15 protein-coding genes are annotated in these 20,205 nt (G+C 67.3%); 9 read left to right on the plus strand and 6 right to left on the minus strand.

The annotated features are described in order from the left end of the window. Position 1 precedes the first annotated feature (1 nt). Both Q9246_RS21910 and Q9246_RS21915 read right to left on the minus strand, forming a co-directional pair. Complete coding sequence (locus Q9246_RS21910) at positions 2–1,213, minus strand: DUF4861 family protein (protein WP_306393015.1); 1,212 nt, start codon at positions 1,211–1,213, stop codon at positions 2–4. Positions 1,214–1,226: 13 nt separating this feature from the next. Beyond that, a complete protein-coding gene (locus Q9246_RS21915; RefSeq protein WP_306393016.1) occupies positions 1,227–2,624 on the minus strand; it encodes a glycoside hydrolase family 88/105 protein in 1,398 nt (465 codons plus the stop codon). 164 nt (positions 2,625–2,788) lie between these two features. Here Q9246_RS21915 and garD point away from each other — a divergent pair, with 164 nt between their 5' ends. From garD to Q9246_RS21935, 4 genes are read left to right on the plus strand one after another with little or no spacing between them, the layout of a single operon-like run. After that, on the plus strand, positions 2,789–4,330 hold the full coding sequence (gene garD / locus Q9246_RS21920; protein WP_306393018.1) for a galactarate dehydratase: 1,542 nt from the start codon (positions 2,789–2,791) through the stop codon (positions 4,328–4,330). A 25-nt stretch (positions 4,331–4,355) separates the two neighbouring features. Next, entirely contained in the window at positions 4,356–5,177 is an 822-nt protein-coding gene (locus tag Q9246_RS21925; RefSeq protein ID WP_306393019.1) for an NAD-dependent epimerase/dehydratase family protein, read from the plus strand. A 2-nt stretch (positions 5,178–5,179) separates the two neighbouring features. Continuing rightward, the gene (locus tag Q9246_RS21930; protein WP_306393020.1) at positions 5,180–6,055 is read left to right on the plus strand and encodes an aldose 1-epimerase; all 876 of its coding nucleotides are present in this window, start codon (positions 5,180–5,182) and stop codon (positions 6,053–6,055) included. Next, positions 6,052–8,475, plus strand: coding sequence for a family 43 glycosylhydrolase (locus tag Q9246_RS21935; RefSeq protein WP_306393021.1), 2,424 nt, complete (start codon positions 6,052–6,054; stop codon positions 8,473–8,475). Before Q9246_RS21930 ends, Q9246_RS21935 begins: the two co-directional genes overlap by 4 nt. Positions 8,476–8,481: 6 nt before the next feature. On the opposite strand, the gene Q9246_RS21940 is transcribed toward Q9246_RS21935, so the two are convergent. The 3 genes from Q9246_RS21940 to Q9246_RS21950 form a co-directional block, all read right to left on the minus strand. Next, positions 8,482–11,574, minus strand: coding sequence for a pectinesterase family protein (locus Q9246_RS21940; RefSeq protein ID WP_306393023.1), 3,093 nt, complete (start codon positions 11,572–11,574; stop codon positions 8,482–8,484). Beyond that, positions 11,571–12,287, minus strand: a complete 717-nt coding sequence (locus Q9246_RS21945; RefSeq protein ID WP_306393025.1) for a rhamnogalacturonan acetylesterase — start codon at positions 12,285–12,287, stop codon at positions 11,571–11,573. The genes Q9246_RS21940 and Q9246_RS21945 overlap by 4 nt, the downstream gene beginning before the upstream one ends. Before the next feature lie 74 nt (positions 12,288–12,361). Next, on the minus strand, positions 12,362–13,060 hold the full coding sequence (locus tag Q9246_RS21950; RefSeq protein ID WP_306393028.1) for a FadR/GntR family transcriptional regulator: 699 nt from the start codon (positions 13,058–13,060) through the stop codon (positions 12,362–12,364). 190 nt (positions 13,061–13,250) lie between these two features. Between Q9246_RS21950 and Q9246_RS21955 the strand changes: the two genes are divergently transcribed. The 5 genes from Q9246_RS21955 (at position 13,251) to Q9246_RS21975 (ending at position 19,099) form a co-directional block, all read left to right on the plus strand. Beyond that, complete coding sequence (locus Q9246_RS21955; RefSeq protein ID WP_306393029.1) at positions 13,251–13,979, plus strand: FadR/GntR family transcriptional regulator; 729 nt, start codon at positions 13,251–13,253, stop codon at positions 13,977–13,979. Between the two features lie 110 nt (positions 13,980–14,089). Then, entirely contained in the window at positions 14,090–15,001 is a 912-nt protein-coding gene (gene kdgD, locus Q9246_RS21960; RefSeq protein ID WP_306393030.1) for a 5-dehydro-4-deoxyglucarate dehydratase, read from the plus strand. Between the two features lie 2 nt (positions 15,002–15,003). Beyond that, positions 15,004–16,590 (plus strand): aldehyde dehydrogenase (NADP(+)), encoded by a 1,587-nt coding sequence (locus Q9246_RS21965; RefSeq protein WP_306393031.1) that lies wholly within the window; start codon positions 15,004–15,006, stop codon positions 16,588–16,590. A gap of 230 nt (positions 16,591–16,820) precedes the next feature. After that, positions 16,821–18,215: an MFS transporter gene (locus Q9246_RS21970; protein ID WP_306393032.1), complete on the plus strand. Its 1,395-nt coding sequence runs from the start codon at positions 16,821–16,823 to the stop codon at positions 18,213–18,215. Positions 18,216–18,229: 14 nt separating this feature from the next. Beyond that, positions 18,230–19,099, plus strand: coding sequence for an SMP-30/gluconolactonase/LRE family protein (locus tag Q9246_RS21975; protein ID WP_306398236.1), 870 nt, complete (start codon positions 18,230–18,232; stop codon positions 19,097–19,099). Here Q9246_RS21975 and Q9246_RS21980 read toward each other — a convergent pair. Beyond that, positions 19,068–20,205: DUF4380 domain-containing protein (locus Q9246_RS21980; protein WP_306393034.1), on the minus strand; the 1,138-nt coding region annotated here is incomplete at its 5' end. The two genes, Q9246_RS21975 and Q9246_RS21980, sit on opposite strands and share 32 nt — an antisense overlap.

A 20,205-nucleotide genomic window follows, 5' to 3' on the forward strand; every position in this document is an offset into this window, starting at 1 on the left:
CTTATTTCGCCCCCTGGATGGTCACGCGCACCGGGCTGGCGTCGCGCGCGGCGATGTCCTGGGCCTGGCGTTCCCATTGGGCGCGGCTGGTGATCTCGCCGGCGCGGCTCCAGGCGGCGCCGGCGTAGTAGCGCAGCGGCTGGCCCGGTGTGGATTTCGCGAACACAAGTTCGTTCAGCGTGTCTTGCGCGAAGCCCTCGGCATTCGGCAGCACGATGGCGGTGCCGAAGGCGTCGTTGCTCTTCTGCTCGACCCACTGCAGCAGCACTTTGCCGTCGCGGCCGACCTGGATCTTCGCATCCTGGCCCTTGTCGCTCGGCGTCTTGTTCAGGCCCACGGCCACCGTGAGCGGCGTAGTGTCGCCAGCTGTGGTGGTGAAGGTGCTGTCGATGCGGTCCAGCCAGTGGCCGGCGTCGACCGTGAAGCGCTTGACTTCGCTCACCTGGCGGCCACCGGCATCCCACGGCGCGTAGTGCAGCTCGAAGATGGCGCGGATCGGTCCATTGGCCAGGATCTTGTAGCTGGCGTAGTTCACGCCCGTGTACAGCGTCTTGCCGTCCCAGATGCCGGCGCCGCCGGCGCCGCGGGACTTGCCGACGTTGTACATGTCCATGCCTTCCCCCTGGTCCTTGTGGTAATGGTCATGGCCCTTGTTGTACCAGCGGTCGACGATCGGATAATCCACGCGCTTGAACCAGATATCGAGGCCGCTGGTCACCAGCACCTCCTTGACCACGCCGGCTGGCGCCGGCGCCGCCAGCGCGGGGCCATAGGTGCGGTGCGCGACCTTGTCGTTTTCCCACGCGAAGTCGTCGAGGCGCTCCGGTACATGGCGCGCGAAGGCCTTGATGGGGAAGGGCGGCGCCACGCCGTCGATGCGCTCGACGGTGAAGCTGGCGCTCTTTTCTCCAGCCTTGAAGCTGTGCTGGAACAGCAGTTCGCCATAGGCGATGCCTTCGTTTTTCGGGTCCTTGGCCTGCGGCGCGATATTCGTCACCTGGTGCGGCAGCACCCGGCCACTGGCGTCCTTGACGGCGATCTTCTGGATCATCGCGCCGGGCATGGCGGCGTTGACGTCCTTCCATGGGATCGAGATGGTTTCCGACGGACGGGCGATGGCCAGGTCGTGCTGCACGGTGACGCCAAACCTGTCCTGGGCGTGGCCTGGCGCGAATGCCGCCGCCAGCGTGGCTGCGAGTACGAGTCGTTGCATGGTATCCCCTTGATCAGTGGTGTTCGCGGTAGTCGGTCTGGCCGCCCTTGGGCATGTAGTGGTAGGTGCGCACTTTGTGCTGCACCTCGAATGCCGGATTCTTCACCAGGCGGATGATCTCGGCGCCGGCCATCAGCATCGGGCCGTAGCCGTGCAGCGCGTCGACGCTGGTCGGGCGGTGGTAGTAATAGACCATGTCGCTGGCCAGGGTCGTGCCCACGCACGTGCCTTCGACCTGGCCCAGCGAATTGATGCGGGTCGACAGCGCGTTCCAGCCGGCCTGCGCGATCGAACCATAGGTGGTGGGGCTGATCCAGCCTTCGTTGACCGCGTGCGCGAACACATAGGTGAACATGGCGCTGGCCGAGGTTTCAAGATACGAGTCGTTCCGGTCCAGCATCTGGTGCCACAGGCCGCTGCCGCTTTGCAGCTCGGCGATGCCTTTCAGCGAGGCGCGCAGCTGGGCCAGCACTTTCGGGTAGCCCGGATGGTCCATCGGCAGCACGTCGAGCAGGTCGGACATCGCCAGCACCGCCCAGCCATTGGCGCGCGCCCAGTAGAAGCGCGGCGCGTCCTGGTGGTTGGCGTGCCAGCCGTGGGTGTACAGGCCCAGCTGCGGATTGAACATGCGGCTCGACATGCCCAGTACATTGTTGACGGCGTCGTCGAAGTGCTCGCGCTTGCCGGTCAGGCGGCCCATCTCGGCCAGCGCCGGGATGCTCATATACATATCGTCGGCCCACAGCGAGACTTCCTGCGGACGCTTGCGCGCCATGGTGCCGTCTTCCAGCCGGAACTGGCGCTTGGCGACCCAGTCGCTGCAGGTGTCGATCATGTTCTTCAGGTCGGGGCCGACCTTGGCCAGGCGCGCCCGGATCAGGGCCGCGCACATCGAGCCGCTGTCGTCCAGCGAGCGCGGATCGAGGAAGCGCGAGAAGCTGTTGGCGCGTTCGAGCTTGAACTTCTGTTCTTGGGCGCTGAAGTATGGGAGGGTCTCGGAGAAGAACTGGAAGTGGCGGCGGGTCATGGCAGTGAAGCCGTTGTCGCCGGTGGCCTGGGCGGCTTTGAGCAGGCCCGAATGGACGACGCCCATTTCATACACCTGGATGCCGTAGTCGCCGGCGCTGCGCTCGAAGATGGCGTCCGCATTGGGCGTACGGAGATCGGTGATCGGCTGGCCGGTGCGCTTGCTGACGATGCGGGTCGGCGTGGCGCGGTCCATGAATGCGCGGATCGCATTCAGCTGGGCCGTCACTTCGGCCACCACCGGCATCTTGTAGGGGATCGGGTAGGTTCCCTCTCCCGCATCGCCCAGGTTCGTGTTGTCGGGATTACGGTACTTGCCCTCGGCGAGGGCGGGCCCGCAAGCGAGCGCGCAGCCCAGCAGGGCTGCCAGCAAATGCAGTTTCATGTGTCTCCAATCGGCGTTGTTGTGTTACCCGTGTTGCTTAAACTTCAGGCGATGCTCTTTTGGTCAGGCCATTTTAATTTGGTCAGACCAAAATCGCAAGGTGGACTAGCCACTTTTGATTTTTGTGTGGCATACTGAAAAAGAACATCCAGACAAGGCAGACCATGAACCAGCTCGTCCCCCGTATCATTCGCATGCAGGCCAGCGACAACGTAGCGATCGTCGCCAACGATGGCGGCCTGCCCGCCGGCACCGTCCTGGCCGATGGACTGGTGCTGGTCGAAGGGGTGCCGCAGGGGCACAAGGTTGCATTGGTCGACCTGCTCGACAACGATCCAGTGATCCGCTATGGCGTCATCATCGGTTACGCCAATGGCGCCATCCCGCGCGGCAGCTGGATCTCGGAGAAAGTGCTGCACATGCCGGCTGCGCGTTCGCTCGAGGACCTGCCGATCGGCACCCGCGCCGTGACCGATTTCCCGCCGCTCGAAGGCTATACCTTCGAGGGCTACCGCAATGCCGACGGTTCGGTGGGGACGCGCAACCTGCTGGCGATCACCAGCACCGTCCAGTGCGTGTCGGGCGTGATCGAGTATGCCGTCAAGCGCATCCGCGACGAACTGCTGCCACGTTATCCGAACGTCGACGACGTGGTCTCGCTCGAGCACGTGTATGGGTGCGGGGTGGCGATCGACGCGCCCGGCGCCGACATCCCGATCCGGACCATCCGCAACCTGTCCAGGAATCCGAATTTCGGCGACGACGTCATGGTCGTCAGCCTGGGCTGCGAGAAGCTGCCGCCCACACGCCTGTTCCCGGCCGGTGCGATCCCGATCGGGTCGGCCCAGCCCTCGGTCGTCACCTTGCAGGACCAGCAGCACGTCGGCTTCATGTCGATGATCGACAACCTGATGGCGACCGCCGAGCGCCACCTGCAAAAACTGGATGCCCGTCGCCGCGAGACCTGCCCGGCGTCCGAGCTGGTGGTGGGCGTGCAGTGCGGCGGCAGCGACGCCTTTTCGGGCGTGACCGCCAACCCGGCCGTGGGCTTCGCCACCGACCTGATCGTGCGCGCCGGCGGCGCCGTGATGTTCTCCGAAGTGACCGAGGTGCGCGACGGGATCGACCAGCTGACCGCCCGCGCGGCGTCGCCCGACATCGCCGAGGCCATGGTGCGCGAGATGCAGTGGTACGATGACTACCTGGTGCGGGGGGGCGTGGATCGCAGCGCGAACACGACGCCGGGGAACAAGAAGGGCGGTTTGTCCAATATCGTCGAGAAGGCGATGGGATCGATCGTCAAGTCGGGCAGCACGGCCATCACCGGCGTGCTCTCGCCCGGCGACAAGCTCAAGCAGAAGGGCCTGATCTATGCCGCCACGCCGGCCAGCGACTTCATTTGCGGTACCCTGCAGATGGCCGCCGGGATGAACGTGCACATCTTCACCACCGGCCGCGGCACGCCGTATGGCCTGGCCGCGGTCCCGGTGATCAAGATGGCGACCCGTTCCGAACTGGCGCGCCGCTGGCACGACCTGATGGACGTCGACGCCGGGCGCATCGCCACTGGCGAAGCGAGCATCGAGGAAGTGGGTTGGGAGCTGTTCCACCTGATCCTCGACGTGGCCAGCGGCCGCCGCACCTGGGCCGAGCAGTGGAAGCTGCATAATTCGCTGGCGCTGTTCAATCCGGCGCCGGTGACGTAACTAATAGAGATAGAGGAGTGGTGGTATGAGTGATGGTGTTAAGGTGGGCAAGCCGTTCAAGCGCATCCTGCTGACCGGCGCGGCGGGCGGCCTGGGCAAGGTGCTGCGCGACCGTATCAAGCCATGGGCCGAGGTGGTGCGCCTGTCGGACGTGGCCGACCTGGGCGAGGCGCGCGAAGGTGAGGAACTGGTCCAGTGCGACCTGGCCGACAAGGAAGCGGTGCTCAAGCTCCTCGAGGGCGTCGACGCGGTGCTGCACTTCGGCGGCATCTCCACCGAGAAGCCGTTCGAACCGATCATGCAGGCCAATATCCTGGGCGTCGCCAACCTGTACGAGGCGCTGCACAAGGCCGGCACCCGGCGCGTGGTGTTCGCCAGCTCGAACCACGCGATCGGCTACCACCGCACCACCGAAGTGCTCGACGCGAACTCGCCGACCCGTCCCGACAGCTACTATGGCCTGTCGAAGGTGTTCGGCGAGCAGATGGGGCGTTACTATTTTGATCGCTTCGGCATCGAGACGGTCTGCATCCGCATTGGTTCGAGCTTCCCGGAGCCGGCCAACAAGCGCATGATGTCCACCTTCCTGTCCTACGACGACCTGACCGAACTCCTGCGCTGCTCGCTGTTCGCGCCGCGCGTGGGCCATACGATCGTTTACGGCCAGTCCGACAACGACAGCACCTGGTGGGACAACCGCTTGGCCTCGCACCTGGGCTACAAGCCGAAGGACAGCTCGAGCAAGTTCGCCCACCTGTTCCCGGATACCTCCGAATTCCCGGCCCAGGACGACGTGACCACGATGTACCAGGGCGGGAAGTTCCTGCTCGACGGCCCGCAGTATTGAGCATGGCCGACCGCCTGCGCTTGCACAATGGACGCCTGCTGGCCGAGATCGTGCCGCAGGCGGGCGGCGGGCTAGCCCGCCTCGACTGGGTCGCCGGATCTTCGCCGCAGCCTTTGTTGCGGGCGCTGGCGCCGGATGCGCCGGAGGTGCCGCTGCCGTCGCAACTGGCCTGCTTTCCACTCGTGCCATGGTCGAACCGCATGGCGCCAGGCGGCTTCGAGTTCGATGGCAGGCGCCACGTGCCGGCGCCGAACCGCGCCGGCGAACCCTGTCCGATCCATGGCGATGGCTGGCAGCAGGCGTGGCAGGTGGAGTCGCATACGCCTGATGCGTTGATGTTGCGGCTCGAGCGCCACGCCGCGGCGCCGTTCTCGTACGAGGCGGCATTGCGCTATGCGCTCGAAGACGATGCCTTGGCGGTGGAGCTCGAGGTGCGCAATGCGGGCCACTTCCCCTTGCCCTTTGGCCTCGGCCTGCATCCCTGGCTGCCGGATCCGCAAGGCGCCCGGCTGCAGGCGAGGGCCACCCAGGTGTGGCTGTCAGGCGCCGACAAGCTGCCGTCGGTGTGCAGCCTGCTGCCGCCGAACTGGAATTTCGTCGAGCCGTCGCCGTTGCCGGAAGATGGCGTCGACAACGTCTTCGAGGGCTGGGACGGCGTGGCCGATATCGCCTGGCCTGCGCGCGGGCTCGGCCTGTCCATCGAGGCGAATATGGATTACTTCATCCTGTATGCGCCGCCGGGTCGCGATTTCTTCTGCTTCGAGCCGGTCGACCATCCGATCAATGCCCACAATATGACGGGCTATCCGGGCTTGAGCATTCTCCCGCCCGGGGCCAGCCTGCGCCGCCGCGTCCTATTTCGGGGGCGCGCGCTGTGAGGCTGCAGTTGCCGGCACTGCTGGCGCTGTTGCCGCTGGCCGCGGCGGCGCAGCCCTACAATGCCGAGACCACCTACCGCAAGCTAGCCGCCGACTATCCGTTCATCCGCATCGCGGCCAGCACGGCGCCGGGCCCGGTGCAGGTGCGCAAGGACGTGGTGTACGCGCGTCGCGGCGACCTCGATCTGGCGCTGGACCTGTACCTGCCAGGCCCGGCCCGCCAGGCGGCGCCGCTGGTCGTGCTGGTCCATGGCGGAGGGTGGCGCAGCGGAGATCGCAGCGAGATGGCGCCGCTGGCGGCGCGCCTGGCCGCGCGCGGCTATGCGGCGGCCAGCGTCAGCTACCGCCTGTCCGGCCAGGCGCGCTATCCGGCGGCGGTCGATGACGTCCGGGATGCCGTGGCCTGGCTGCGCGCGAATGCCGCGCGTTTCAATCTCGATCCGGGCCGCGTGGCGATCGCAGGCGGTTCGGCAGGCGGACAGATCGCCTCGCTGGTCGGCATGACGGATGCCGGCGCCCTGCGCGCGGTCGTGAATATCGACGGACTGTCCGACTTCACGTCCACCGAAGCGCTGCGCCACGAAGACGATCCCGCCAAGAATCCGTCGGCGGCCGGCGCCTGGTTCGGTGGACGCTATGCCGAACAACGCGCGCTGTGGCATGCGGCCTCGCCGATCGCCCATGTCGACAAGGCGAGCCCGCCGGTGCTGTTCATCGTCAGCGGCGCGCCGCGCTTTTCGGCCGGGCGCGAGGCAATGAGCGCGAAACTGCAGGGCCATGGCATCCTGGCCGAGACCGTGGCGCTGCCGGGCACCCCGCATGCATTCTGGCTGTTCGATCCGTGGCTGGCGCCGACCGTCGATGCGATGGACGATTTCCTCGGCCGCGTGCTCGGCAAGCCGCCGGCGCGCGCGCCGTGGTCGCCCGACCTGGGCAATGGCCGCTACCGCAATCCGATCCTGCACGCCGACTATTCCGATCCGGACGTGATCCGCGTCGGCGACACCTACTACATGGTGGCGTCGAGCTTCGCCAATGCGCCCGGCCTGCCGCTATTGACCTCGAAGGACATGGTCAACTGGGAGCTGGTGGGCCATGCGCTGCCGCGCCTCGTGCCCGTGGCGGCGTTCGCGGCGCCGCAGCACGGCAAGGGCGTGTGGGCGCCATGCCTGCGCTATCACGACGGCAAATTCTGGATCTTTTATCCGGACCCTGACCAGGGCGTGTTCGTCACCACTTCTACCAGTTTCACCGGGCCATGGAGCGCGCCGCATTTGATCTTGCCGGGCAAGGGCATCATCGACCCCACCCCGCTGTGGGACGACGATGGCCAGGCGTGGCTGCTGCACGCCTGGGCCGAGAGTCGCGCCGGATTTAACAACGTGCTGACCCTGCGTCGCATGGCGCCGGACGGACGCAGCCTGCTCGACGAGGGCGGCAAGGTGGTCATCGACGGCAACCGCCTGCCGGCCTACCGCACGCTGGAAGGGCCGAAGCTGTACAAGAAGGATGGCTGGTACTACGTGTTCGCGCCTGCCGGTGGCGTGGAACACGGCTGGCAATCGGTGTTCCGTTCGCGCTCGATCGAGGGGCCTTACGAAGACCGCATCGTGCTGGCCCAGTCGACCACCGATATCAATGGCCCGCACCAGGGCGCCTGGGTCTCGACGCCGGAAGGGACAGACTGGTTCTTCCACTTCCAGGACAAGCGCGCCTATGGCCGCGTGGTGCACTTGCAGCCGATGCGCTGGCAGGACGGCTGGCCGCTGATCGGCGCGCCGTCAAGCGCGCCGGGTGTCGGACAGCCGGTGCTGGAGCATGCCAAGCCGGTAGCGGGCGCCTTCGCGCGGCGCGAGCCTGCCGTTGGCGATGAATTCGATGGCAGCAAGCTCGGACCCCAGTGGCAATGGGCGGGCAACTGGCAGGCCGACTGGTATGCGATCGGCGACGGCAAGCTGCGCCTGATGGCCCAGCCGTCGGCGCCGCTGCGCCAGCTGGCGTCGGTGCTGACCCATAAATTCGTGGCGCCGACCTTCAGCGCGACGGCCAGCGTCAGCCTGGATGCATTGCGCGACGGCGACCAGGCCGGCTTCGGGATTGCCGGGCTGGCAGACAACTGGTTCGGCGTGCGCCGCGTCGATGGCGCCGCACGCATCGTGATGGTGCGCTGTGGGGAAGGCGGGCCGTGCGTTGACGAGGTGGGCCCGGTGCTGCCGCGTTTTGACGCCCGCCTGCGCATCGACGTAACGGATGGCGCAAGGGTCGCGTTTTCGTATAGTCCCGATGGTGGGCGCTTCGTACCGCTCGGCGCGCCGTTCGAAGCACGCATGGGGCGCTGGGTCGGTGCGCAACTGGCCTTGTTCGCCACCGGGGCGCCCGGCGCGCAAGCCGCGATCGACTACGTGCGGATCACGCCCTGATGCAGGTCAGGGCTGGGGTTTCCATCCAGCGCCGCCATTGAAACGACCGAATACGGCGCCACGGTTCGACCGCCGGCGCGCTTCTTCCTCCCCCATGCGGTAGGCGCCGAATTCGACCGACCTGCCGTCCGGCGCCACGTTGCCGTGTTCGCGCCAGCCCGATACCACGTCGCCGGTGCGTGGATTCGGCAACGGCTGGCGCAGCCAGGCATCCTTGGCGATATGGTCATCGACCGTGTTGCCGATGAAGGTCACATTGTCCCAGGTGTGGGCAGTGCCTGGCGAACGCGCCAGGTAGACGCTCCCTGTCGCAGGCCGATTGCCGGTAGGCCCGGTACCGTGCGTCAGCCGCGAGCGCAGGAAGACGAAGCCGGGGTCGTTGCGTTCCACGGTCCTGGCCTGCACCAGGTAGCCGCTGTTGTCCGGTGACGCGCTGTCGCCCACGCTGCGGATCTCGCTCTCCTCGAACAGCGCTGCGCGGTTGTGTCCCCAGATGAAGTCGACGTTGCCCTCGACCAGCGAGCGGTAGACCCAGGCATAGCCGGTCAGCTGCAAGGTGTCCTGCTCGCTGACGAAGGCGGCGTTGCGGGCGATGAAGCGGCCCTGGTCGTTGCTGAAGAATAGCGTCTCGGCCTGGGCCGAGTGGCCGTCGCTGCGGCGGGTCGTGTTGTGCAGGGTCAGGTCGCGGATTTCGAGCAGGTCGCTACCCTGGGCCAGGAACAGCGCCCGGCCTTCGGAGCCTGGATTGCGCGCGTCGCTGTTGGCGGCGCGGACGATCGTGGATTCGCGACTCTGGCCGCGCACCATCACATTGTCCTTGTCGCGCAGGTAGAGCAGTTCGGGATAGACGCCATCGCGCACGTGGACGGTCACCGTTTTCGCCCGTGGCAGCGTCATCGCATGGTCCAGCGCTCCCTGCACGGTACGGAAATCGGCGCGGCCGTCGTCGTCCACCGTCACGCTGTCGCCCACCGGCGCGAAGGCGGTAGTGCGGAAGGTCCAGCGCGCGCCCCGGAACCCTCGAATGCGCAGAAGGGCAGGATCGACCACCGCCTCGTACTCCACCCCATGGTCGAGCAGCAAGGGCAGGCGCACGCGCACGGCATCGCCATCGACCGTGATCGCATGGTGACGCAGCAGGCGTTCCTTTCCCTTGGGACCGAGGGCGATGACCGTCTCGCCCGGGCGGATGGTCGCAACCAGGGCCCGGTCGTGACGCCGTACGATGCGCACGCTGCCGGCGCCGCTCAGGACGGGCGTCTGCTTGAATGTCATCAGCAGCGGCGTGTCGGGCGGCACGCCGCGCTCCGCGTGGGCTGGACGCAGGCGGGCCGCCGGCAGCGCGGTGCGCGCGGGGCCAGCGAAGGACTGGCCGACCTCGAGTGCGAATGCCACCTGGCTCCACGCGGGATCGGCGCCGCCGACCGTGATGGCGGCGTGGCCCGGCCGGTGCGGAGTCACCAGCAAACCGCCATCGGACAGCGCGACCGAGGCGATGGCGGGATCGCTCGAGGTGGCTGAGGTGGCATGGCCGGCGATGACGATGCGCTCGGCTTCGTCGCCAGCCTGCAGCGCCAGCGTGTTGGCGCCAAGCCGCAGCGCGATGCGTTCGGCGGGCAGGTCGGCCGGACCGTCGCGCAGCCCGAGCAGCGTGTGTCCTGCGACATCCCATGCCGCCGGCGCACTGGCCGCGAGCGGCGCGACCTGGCTCGACGTCACCCGTTCGCCATCGATCCAGGCCGACAGCAGCCCGTCCTGGTTCTGCACGCGCAGCACCAGCGGCGTGCCCGCCAGCGGCGCGCGGCGCCGCACCTGCTTCAGGCGCACCGGCGCGCCGCCACGCGCTTCGAGCAGTTCAATCTGGAGCGTGGCGCCGCCGTCGATGGCGCGCACGCTGGCGCCATGCCAGTCGTCTCGGTCATCGCGCCGGGCCTGCAGCACGAACGGCGCGTCTCCCGCGCCCAGCACCAGCCTGGCCTCGACGAAGCCGCTCGCCGGATCGAGCGGGCGAGGTCCTGCATGGTCCAGCACGTGCCGCGGCACCGCCTGCGCGGGCAGGGCCTCGAAACGGTAGGGAACGCGCCAGCCGACGTCGCCGCCGTAGGCGCAGCCGGCAAGCGGCTGGCCGTTGAGGATCGATCCTTCGTCGACGTACACGCCGGCCGTACCGCCCGGCGCCCGCACCACGTGGGCGCAGTCGCGCGCGCCCTGGACCTCATACGCATTGGCATGCGAGACGATATGGGCTTCGGTGCCGACGCCCACGCTGTAGGCGTGCGCGTACACGGGATGCTTGCGGTCCCCGATATGGTAGTTGTTCAGCAGGTGCACCTGGCCGTAGCGCACGCGCGGCGCACGCTCGCTGACGTGCTCGAACAGATTGGCCTTGAAGGTCACGCGCAGGTGTTCGCGGTCGCCGACGGCGCGGTCGCTGCCACCCACCAGCGTATTCTTCTCATGCAGGGCGAAACGGTTATAGGTGACGCTGACGAAGTCCGATCCATTGGTGATGTCCAGCGCGCCGTCATGGCACTGCTTCGGCATGCCGTTCTCGACCGGCTGGGTATCGTCGGTCACCGGGGCGTCCGTGAAGCTGTTGTGGTCGATCCAGACGTGGTGGGCATTCGAGACGCTGATGCCGTCGTAGCGCGAGTTCCAGTTGCCCTTCGCGCCATCCTTCGGATCCCATTTCGGTTCGACGTCGCAGGGATTGCGCAGTTGCAGGTTGCGCACGATGACCTGCGACACGCCGGACACGCTCAGGCTGGCGTTGACGAAGCCGGCGTCCGGCGTCACGCCGACCAGTGTCGTGTTCGACGGTATGCGCACCACGCTGCGCCGCGCCTGGTCGGCGCTGTCGCTGAACGGGCGGTCCCCACGCATGTCGATGCTGGCCGCCACGCGCACGATGCGGGCGGGCGCCTGGGCGCCCAGCGCCGCCAGCAATTCTTCCGGGCTGCGCACCGTGTAGACATGGCCTGGCGCCGCCATTGCGCCGCCGCGCGTGCCGCCGTCCTGCGAAGCCCATCCGTCAAAGGGCGCATGCTGGCGTTCGCCAACAACTGCTGCCAGCGCCAGCGCTGCCAGAGTGGCGCTCATCGTGCGCTCCCGAAGGCGGCGACGATGGCAGGCACACGCCGCCGCAACTCGCCGGCCACCATGCCGGCGTAGCGTTCGGCGCCGGCCGGCCCCACGTGCGTGTGGTCGAAGTTGGCGCCGGCGCGGGCCAGGGCATCGGCCTTGTCCGGCCCCATGGCCTGGATGTCGGCCATCGACAGTGCGTTCAGGTCGAGCAGCGGGGCGTTCGTCTCGCGCGCGACCTGGCGCACGGCGGCCGACCAGGGGGCGAGGTCGTCATGCACCCAGGCGCCGCGGAAGCTGCGGCGGCTCAGGGGCGTCACCAGCACAGGAATGCCGCCGGCCGCGCGCGCCTCCATCACGTAGCGCCGCATATTGGCCGGGAATTCATGCACGTAGTCGGTCGAACGCCCCGGCTTGCCCGGCTGGTCGTTGTGGCCGAACTGGATCAGTACATAGCTTGCCGCGAAGCCGTCGGTCGCCGAGAGCAGCGATCGCACCTCGTCCCAGCGCCCCTCGACGCGAAAGCTCCCCGAACTGCGCCCACCGCGCGCCAGGTTGTGGCAGGCGGTGTCAGGCGTGAGGCGCGCGCACAGGGCGTCGCCATAGCCGGTGCTGCTGGCCATGGTGGAGTCGCCGACGAGGATCACGCGCAGCGGCTTGTCGGGCGCGGCGATGGCGCCGGCCGCGAAGAGAGACAGCAGGAGGGGGCGGGCACGAGGAAATACAGGCATGGGCAAACTCCAGGGGTTTGCCCGATTCTATTTTGGCCTGACCAATTAAGCAAGCGGTCAGGCCATTTGAATGCTCAGCCGCGTGAGAAGGTGCGCGTGACGCGCTCGAGGTGGGCGCGCATCGCGGCGCGCGCTCCCGGCGCGTCGTGGGAGGCGATGGCGGCCAGGATGTTGCGGTGGTCGAGCAGGGTCTGCTTGCGCAATTCCTCGGTCTGGAAGTGTTCCTTCAGCTTGTGCCACAGGCTGCCGCGCTGGTTCCACAGGTATTCGATCACCCCGACCATGGCGGTATTGCCGGTGGCGCGCGCCAGCGCCAGGTGGAAGTTGCGGTCGGCGTTTTCGTTGCTGGCGCGGTCGTCGTGCTGGCGTTCCATCTCTTCGACCGCCTTCAGGATGGCGTCGATGGCCGAATCGGTGGCGTTCTTGGCGGCCAGTGCCGCGATCTCGGATTCGATCATGCGGCGCGCGGCCAGCACTTCGAACGGGCCGGGGCCGGCCTCGGGCACGTCGGACGGCGCGACCGCCTTCTCGCTGACATAGACACCGGAGCCGCCGCGCACCTCGACGATCTCGGACAGTTCCAGCACGATCAGCGCCTCGCGCAGCGACGCCCGGCTGACCTCGAGCTTGGCGGCCAGTTCGCGTTCCGCCGGCAGCCGGGTGCCGGGCTGGATGTTCTCATCCCGGATCAGGTCCTGGATGCGCGCGGCGACGACGCGGTAGAGTCGTGGTTCGCCCTGGCTAGTCTCGGTGCTGGCTGGTGCTTTTTTCATGTGGCGAATGCGCTCTCGGCTCGATGACCGGTGGGTAAGTGACGGTCACACGATTCTAATTTGGCCAGACCAATCCCGCAAGGTGGACATACCAATGTCTGGAGAAAAGACGTCTGCTCATAAGATGTCTGACGACTTGTTGTGGGGTATAATCCAAGGACTTTTCCATATTTATTCACCGTATCCAATCATGGTTCCTCCGCAGCGTAAGCACCGCAGTCTGGCCCAGGGCGTGGTCGAGCAGGTCACCGCCATCATCCGCGACGGCGTTCTCAAGCCGGGCGACAAGCTGCCCACCGAATCGTCGCTAATGGCGCAGCATGGCGTCAGCCGCACCGTGGTGCGCGAGGCGATCTCGCACCTGCAGGCCGCCGGCCTGGTGCAGACCCGGCATGGCATCGGCACCTTCGTGCTGGACCGTCCGAACTCCAGCCTGGGCCTGGATGCCGAGAACATCCTGACCCTGCGCGACGTGCTGTCCATCCTCGAGCTGCGCATCGGCGTCGAGACCGAAACGGCCGGCCTGGCGGCCAGCCGCCGCAGCGAGTTGCAGGTGACGGAGCTGGCCGGCGCACTGGCCGAGATGCAGCAGGCGATGGCCGAGGGCAGGTCGGCGGTGGAGGCCGACAAGCGCTTCCACCTCTTGATCGCCCAGGCCACCGGCAACCGCTATTTCGTCGATATCCTGGCCCAGCTGGGCAATGCCATCATCCCGCGCGCGCGCCTGAACACGCCGGTGCTGGAGCAGGACAAGCCGGCCGCGTTCAACGAGCGCGTCAGTCGCGAACACGACGATATCTTCCGCGCCGTCGAGCGCCAGGATCCCGAGGCGGCGCGCGCGGCGATGCGCACCCATCTGTCCAACAGCCGCGAGCGGCTGGTGCAGGCCCAGCGCCGGCTGGAGGGCAAGGTGGCCTGAGGCCATCCATATTTTGCTTGCGGGTCTGCCGTTTAGGTTGTACGATGACTTACAACATGCTTCATCGACACAACATAAATCAATCAACCTGGACCTGAACGGAGACCCGAATGCATCCTCTTGAACTCAAACAAACCCTGTCGCACGGCCTGCTGTCCTTCCCGATCACCGACTTCGACGCCCAGGGCGACTTCGATCCGAAGGGCTATGCGGCGCGCCTCGAGTGGCTGGCGCCGTTCGGCGCGACCGCGCTGTTCGCGGCCGGCGGCACCGGCGAATACTTCTCGCTGCACGGCGAAGAATATGGCCAGATCATCAAGACCGCGGTCGACACCTGCGCTGGCGTGGTGCCGATCCTTGCCGGCTGCGGCGGCCCGACCCGCACCGCCATCGCCCATGCCCAGGAGGCCGAGCGCCAGGGCGCCAAGGGCTTGCTGCTGCTGCCGCACTACCTGACCGAAGCAAGCCAGGACGGCCTGATCGCCCACGTCGAAGCGGTGTGCCGCTCGGTCAAGATCGGCGTCGTGGTCTACAACCGCGCCAACTGCCGCCTGACCCCGGATTCGCTGGAAAAGCTGGCGGATCGTTGCCCGAACCTGATCGGCTTCAAGGACGGCAATGGCGACATCGAACTGATGGTCTCGATCTGGCGCCGCATGGGCGACCGCTTCAGCTACCTGGGCGGCCTGCCGACCGCGGAGGTGTATGCCGGCGCCTATAAGGCCCTGGGCACCCCGGTGTACTCGTCGGCCGTGTTCAACTTCGTGCCGCAACTGGCGATGGACTTCTATCACGCCACCGCCGCCGGCGATACCGACACCACCAACCGCCTGATCGACGATTTCTTCCTGCCCTACCTCGAGATCCGCAACCGCAAGGCCGGCTACGCGGTCAGCATCATCAAGGCCGGCGCGCGCCTGGTCGGCCATGGCGCCGGTCCCGTGCGTCCACCACTGACCGACCTGACGGCCGAAGAAGACCAGATGCTGCTGGATCTGCTGAAAAAGAACGGAGTGCTGTGATCATGACGATTCTCGGTGAAATGATCATTGGCCAGCAGTGCCTGCGCGGCACAGCCGGCGAAGCCTTCGGCTTCAACCCGTCGACCCGCGCCAATCTGGAGCCGGGCTTCGGCCAGGCCACCGCTGACGACGTCGAGCGCGCCTGCGCGCTGGCGGCCCAAGCCTTCGACCCCTACCGTGCCTTGCCGCTCGAGCAGCGCGCGCAATTCCTGGAAGCGATCGCCGAGCAGATCCTGGCCGTCGGCCCGGCGCTGATCGAGCGTGCCACGCTGGAGACCGGCCTGCCGCAGGCTCGCCTGGAAGGCGAACGGATGCGCACCGTGACCCAATTGCGCCTGTTCGCCAAGGTGGTGCGCGACGGTTACTTCATGGATGCGACCATCGACAGCGCGCTGCCCGAGCGCGCGCCGCCGCGGCCCGACCTGCGCCTGCGCAAGATCGGGCTCGGCCCGGTGGCCGTGTTCGGCGCCAGTAACTTCCCGCTGGCGTTCTCGGTGGCTGGCGGCGACACTGCCTCGGCGCTGGCCGCCGGCTGCCCGGTGGTGGTCAAGGCCCATGCCGCCCACCCCGGCACCTCGGAGCTGGTCGGCCGCGCCGTCCAGCGCGCGGCGAAGGAAACCGGCATGCCCGAAGGCGTGTTCTCGATGCTGTACGGCGACGGCCGTACGGTCGGCCAGCAACTGGTGGCGCATCCCGCGATCAAGGCGGTCGGCTTCACCGGTTCGCGCCAGGGCGGCACCGCGCTGATGCGCACCGCCGCCGGCCGCGACGAACCGATCCCCGTGTATGCCGAGATGAGCAGCGTGAACCCGGTGTTCCTGTTGCCGGGCGCGCTGCAGGCTGGCGGCGCCGGCCTGGCGCAGGGCTTCGTCGACTCGCTGACGCTCGGCGTCGGCCAGTTCTGCACCAACCCGGGCCTGGTGTTCGCGCTCGACGGCGCCGACCTGGACGCCTTCGTCAAGTCGGCCGGCGAAGCACTGGCAGGCAAGGGCGCCGGCACCATGCTGACCGCCGGCATCCATGAAGCCTACAACACTGGCGTGGCCAAGTTCGGCCAGGTCGAGGGCCTGCAACTGGTGGCCCAGGGCGGCGAGCAGGGCGTCGGTTGCGCCGCGCGCGCCGCACTGTACCTGTGCGACGCCGACACCTACCTCGGCAACGCGGCGCTCGAAGACGAGGTGTTCGGTCCGGCCGCGGTGCTGGTGCGCTTCAAGGACGCCGACCAGCTGAAACAGGCGGCCGAACGCCTGCACGGCCAGCTGACCGCCACCGTCCACGCCCAGGCGCAAGACCACGTGCTGGCCGGCGCACTGCTCCCGATCCTGGAGCGCAAGGCGGGCCGGGTGCTGTTCAACGGCTTCCCGACCGGCGTCGAGGTATCTCACGCGATGGTCCACGGCGGCCCGTTCCCGGCCACCAGCGACAGCCGCACGACCTCGGTCGGCGCCAGCGCGATCGACCGCTTCCTGCGGCCGGTGTGCTACCAGAACGTGCCCGCCAACCTGCTGCCCGAAGCGCTGCGCGACGAGAATCCGCTGGGCCTCGCGCGCCTGCAGGACGGCACGCTGCAATCTGGAGGAAAAGCGTAACGCCTCAGAGCCTATCCCGGTAGGTAGGGGGAAGCTCATGGTGATGCATGGCAGGCGTGGGCAAGGCGCGAGGAGGCCGCATGGCGAGCCATGCAACGACGAGCAACGCAGCACACGCCTGCCAGGCGCGCCAGGAGCGACTCCCACCTACCGGGATAGGCTCTTAGCCTTGTTCGCAGTACCAGCCGGGGGAGACACCGGCTGCATTCACTTGTAAAGAACTGATCACCATGAATCAGCAAGTCATCGACCTCGCACCGGCACAAACGGTGGTGGGCAAGTATCGCTGGACGATTTGCGCACTGTTGTTCTTCGCCACCACCATCAACTACCTGGACCGCCAGGTCCTCAGCCTGCTCGCGCCGATGTTGTCCGCCGAATTCGGCTGGTCCAACACCGACTACGCGAACATCGCGGCCACCTTCCAGTTCGTCTACGCCATCTCGATGCTGTTTGCCGGCCGCGTGATCGACCGCATGGGCACCAAGCGCGCCTACGTGCTGGCGATCGTGGTCTGGTCGATCGGCGCCATCGCCCACGCCTACGCGATCTGGCTCGGCGAAGCCGTCAACACCGTGTTCAGTGCGATCGGCCTGGCCGTGGTGCCGGTCTCGATCGCCGGCTTCATGATCGGCCGCGCGGTGCTCGCCATCGGCGAGGCCGGCAACTTCCCGGCCGCGATCAAGGCCACCGCCGAATACTTCCCCAAGCGCGAGCGTTCGTTCGCGACCGGCATTTTCAATTCCGGCGCCAACGTCGGCGCCATCCTGGCGCCGCTGACGGTGCCGGTGATCGCCGAGGTATGGGGCTGGCAGATGGCCTTCATCGTGATCGGCGCGATCGGCTTCCTGTGGATGGGCGTCTGGATCTGGCTGTACGACGTGCCGGAGCGCTCGCCACGCGTGGGCGCCGCCGAACTGGCGTACATCAACAGCGACGCCGGCGTCTCGCCCGCCGCGGTCGACAACACGCAGGTGGCCAGGAGCTCGTGGTTCAAGCTGCTGGGCTACCGCCAGACCTGGGCCTTCGTCGCCGGTAAATTCCTGACCGACGGCGTATGGTGGTTCTTCCTGTTCTGGCTACCGAAATACATGTCGGCGCAATACGGCATGTCGGCCACGGCGATGATCCTGCCGCTCGCGGTCCTGTACAGCATGACGATGGTGGGCAGCATCGGCGGCGGCTGGCTGCCGACCTACTTCCTGAACCGCGGCGCCGACATCTATCATGGCCGCATGCGCGCCATGCTCTTGATTGCCCTGTTCCCACTGGTGGTGCTGCTGGCGCAGCCGCTGGGCTACCTCGGCTTCTGGATTCCCGTGATCCTGATCGGCATCGGCGCCTCGGCCCACCAGGCCTGGTCGGCCAACCTGTTCACGACGGTGTCGGACATGTTCCCGAAACACAGCGTCGGCTCGGTGGTCGGCATCGGCGGCATGGCCGGTGGCCTGGGCGGCGTGCTGCTGACCAAGCTCGGTGGCTGGCTGTTCGACTACTATGGCGCGCTGGGCCAGCTGTCGACCGGGTACATGATCATGTTCTCGATCTGCGCCTTGGCCTACCTGGTGGCCTGGTGCGTGATGAAGGCACTGGTGCCGCAACACCGCGAAATCAAGGACCTGTAAGGATGTCGATGGAAATGGAAATCGTCGCCGGCGTGCATTGCGCGACCGGTGAGAGCCCGATGTGGCACGCGGGGGAGCAGGCCTGGTACTGGGTCGACATTCCCGCGCGCCGCGTCTGGCGGCTGGACCACGCCAGCGGCGAACTGCGCCGCTGGCTGGCGCCGGAGATGGTGGCCTGCATCGCCGCCCACGGTGGCGGTGGATTGATCGCCGGGATGGAAACCGGCATCTTCCACCTCGACCTGAAAGACGACGGCACAGTTGTCGCGCGCCGCCTCGATGCGCCGCCGGCCGCCGAACTGGGCGAGGGCATGCGGTTCAACGACGGCCGCTGCGACCGCCAGGGGCGTTTCTGGAGCGGCACCATGTTCATGGACATGGGCGCGGCGCGCGCGGTCGGCGGGCTGTATCGCTATTCGTCCAGGGAGGGCCTGCACGGGCCGGTGGTGTCGAACATGCTGACCCAGAACGGGCTGGCCTGGTCGCCCGATGGGAAGACGATGTACCTGTCCGATTCCCATCCGCAGCGGCGCATGGTGTGGGCGTATGACTACGACATCGACGCCGGGCTGCCGCATGGGGAGCGCGTGTTCCTCGACCTGAATGGGCAGAAGGGCCGGCCGGATGGGGCGGCGGTCGATGCCGACGGTTGCTACTGGACCTGCGCCAACGATGGCGGCGTGGTGCAGCGGTATACGCCGGCGGGCAAGCTCGATCGCGAGCTGGAGCTGCCGATGGCCAAGCCGTCGATGTGCGCCTTCGGCGGGCCGGATCTCGACTTGCTGCTGGTGACGTCGATCGATCCGGGGGCCGGGGGCGATGCCGGCGCGGTGGTGTTGCTGCGGCCGGGTGTCAAGGGCGTGGCGGAGACGCCGTTCGGGTAGGGTATTCCAGCTGCGCCGCGTGGCGGCGCAGAAATGCCAGATGGGCCTCGCGGGTCGCGGGTCCATCGTACGGGAGAATCGTCCACGACTCCGACGCCTTCATTGTCTGCTCTGGCGCCAGTTCGACATACGGCGCGTGCACTTCCAGTTCCAGCATCCCCTTGCCCGGCGCCTCCGCATCGACATCCTGATACAACTCGACTTGCCCTTGCGCCGGATGGATCGCCGAGCGCGGTTGATGGGCGAACCGGATCACCAGCGCCTGGCCGTCACGAAACGCCGCCAGCCAGCCTTTTGATGGTTGGACGAACAGCTTGCCCTTGCGCGCGGCCTGCCCCGACGCAGGCAGGTCCAGCGACATCAGGCCGCCTTCCAATGTATAGCGCAGCGCCCCTGCCGGCTCGATGCGAATGTCTTCTTCTGCCGCCACCGGCACATACGCCATCGTATGCGCCGGCACCCGCGTATTGAACCAGATATCGCGTCCCGCCACTTTTCCGCTGCGATTGGTGGCCTCGGCGTCCAACCGCAGGCTGTTCGGCTTGTCCGCGACTAGTGCATAGCGCTTGCGCAGCTGCATGCCTGACACCGGGCTGGCCGGGCTGTCGAGGGCAATCTCATCCCGGCGTTTGTCGACCAGCGTGTACTTCGCGAGGCTCAGCCACGGATCCGGTGGCCAGGTCGCCTTCGCCGCCGCCCGTGCCGGATTCAGGTCCTGGTGCACCCACCATTCGCGCTGCGGTCCGATCCATATCTCATGGCCTTGATAGCGGATATAGCCCGATGTCGCGTCCGGCGGCAAGGCGGGATCGCCGGCATCCTCATCGATCAGCAGGAAATTGGGCTTGCCACTAAGCGAGAACGACAGCAGGCGGCCGCCGGCCACCTCGGAGATCCGCGCCTGGACGACGCCATTGTCGAAACAATGTGCGGGAAGCTGGTCGAATGCGGCGATGGGGATGCAGGTGAAGGCGCAGGCCAGGCCGAGGGCGAGGCGAGACTGGGACGAACGTGGCATGTAGGCAGGCGCTTGCTGGTCGTTGGGAGTTCCAGCATAGCAGAGGAGGGCGCGGCCTGGCAGAGCACAAACAGGCCGCGCGACCGGT

The sequence above is a fragment of the Telluria beijingensis genome (assembly GCF_030770395.1).
In the GTDB taxonomy this organism is placed as follows: Bacteria; Pseudomonadota; Gammaproteobacteria; order Burkholderiales; family Burkholderiaceae_D; genus Telluria; species Telluria beijingensis.

Coding starts and splice junctions, on each gene's coding strand:
- Q9246_RS21970 (WP_306393032.1), top strand. CDS start 16,821: ATGAATCAGCAAGTCATCGACCTCGCACCGGCACAAACGGTGGTGGGC.
- Q9246_RS21915 (WP_306393016.1), bottom strand. CDS start 2,624: ATGAAACTGCATTTGCTGGCAGCCCTGCTGGGCTGCGCGCTCGCTTGC.
- Q9246_RS21910 (WP_306393015.1), bottom strand. CDS start 1,213: ATGCAACGACTCGTACTCGCAGCCACGCTGGCGGCGGCATTCGCGCCA.
- Q9246_RS21930 (WP_306393020.1), top strand. CDS start 5,180: ATGGCCGACCGCCTGCGCTTGCACAATGGACGCCTGCTGGCCGAGATC.
- Q9246_RS21965 (WP_306393031.1), top strand. CDS start 15,004: ATGACGATTCTCGGTGAAATGATCATTGGCCAGCAGTGCCTGCGCGGC.
- Q9246_RS21955 (WP_306393029.1), top strand. CDS start 13,251: ATGGTTCCTCCGCAGCGTAAGCACCGCAGTCTGGCCCAGGGCGTGGTC.
- Q9246_RS21945 (WP_306393025.1), bottom strand. CDS start 12,287: ATGCCTGTATTTCCTCGTGCCCGCCCCCTCCTGCTGTCTCTCTTCGCG.
- Q9246_RS21940 (WP_306393023.1), bottom strand. CDS start 11,574: ATGAGCGCCACTCTGGCAGCGCTGGCGCTGGCAGCAGTTGTTGGCGAA.
- kdgD (WP_306393030.1), top strand. CDS start 14,090: ATGCATCCTCTTGAACTCAAACAAACCCTGTCGCACGGCCTGCTGTCC.
- Q9246_RS21925 (WP_306393019.1), top strand. CDS start 4,356: ATGAGTGATGGTGTTAAGGTGGGCAAGCCGTTCAAGCGCATCCTGCTG.
- Q9246_RS21950 (WP_306393028.1), bottom strand. CDS start 13,060: ATGAAAAAAGCACCAGCCAGCACCGAGACTAGCCAGGGCGAACCACGA.
- garD (WP_306393018.1), top strand. CDS start 2,789: ATGAACCAGCTCGTCCCCCGTATCATTCGCATGCAGGCCAGCGACAAC.
- Q9246_RS21975 (WP_306398236.1), top strand. CDS start 18,230: ATGGAAATCGTCGCCGGCGTGCATTGCGCGACCGGTGAGAGCCCGATG.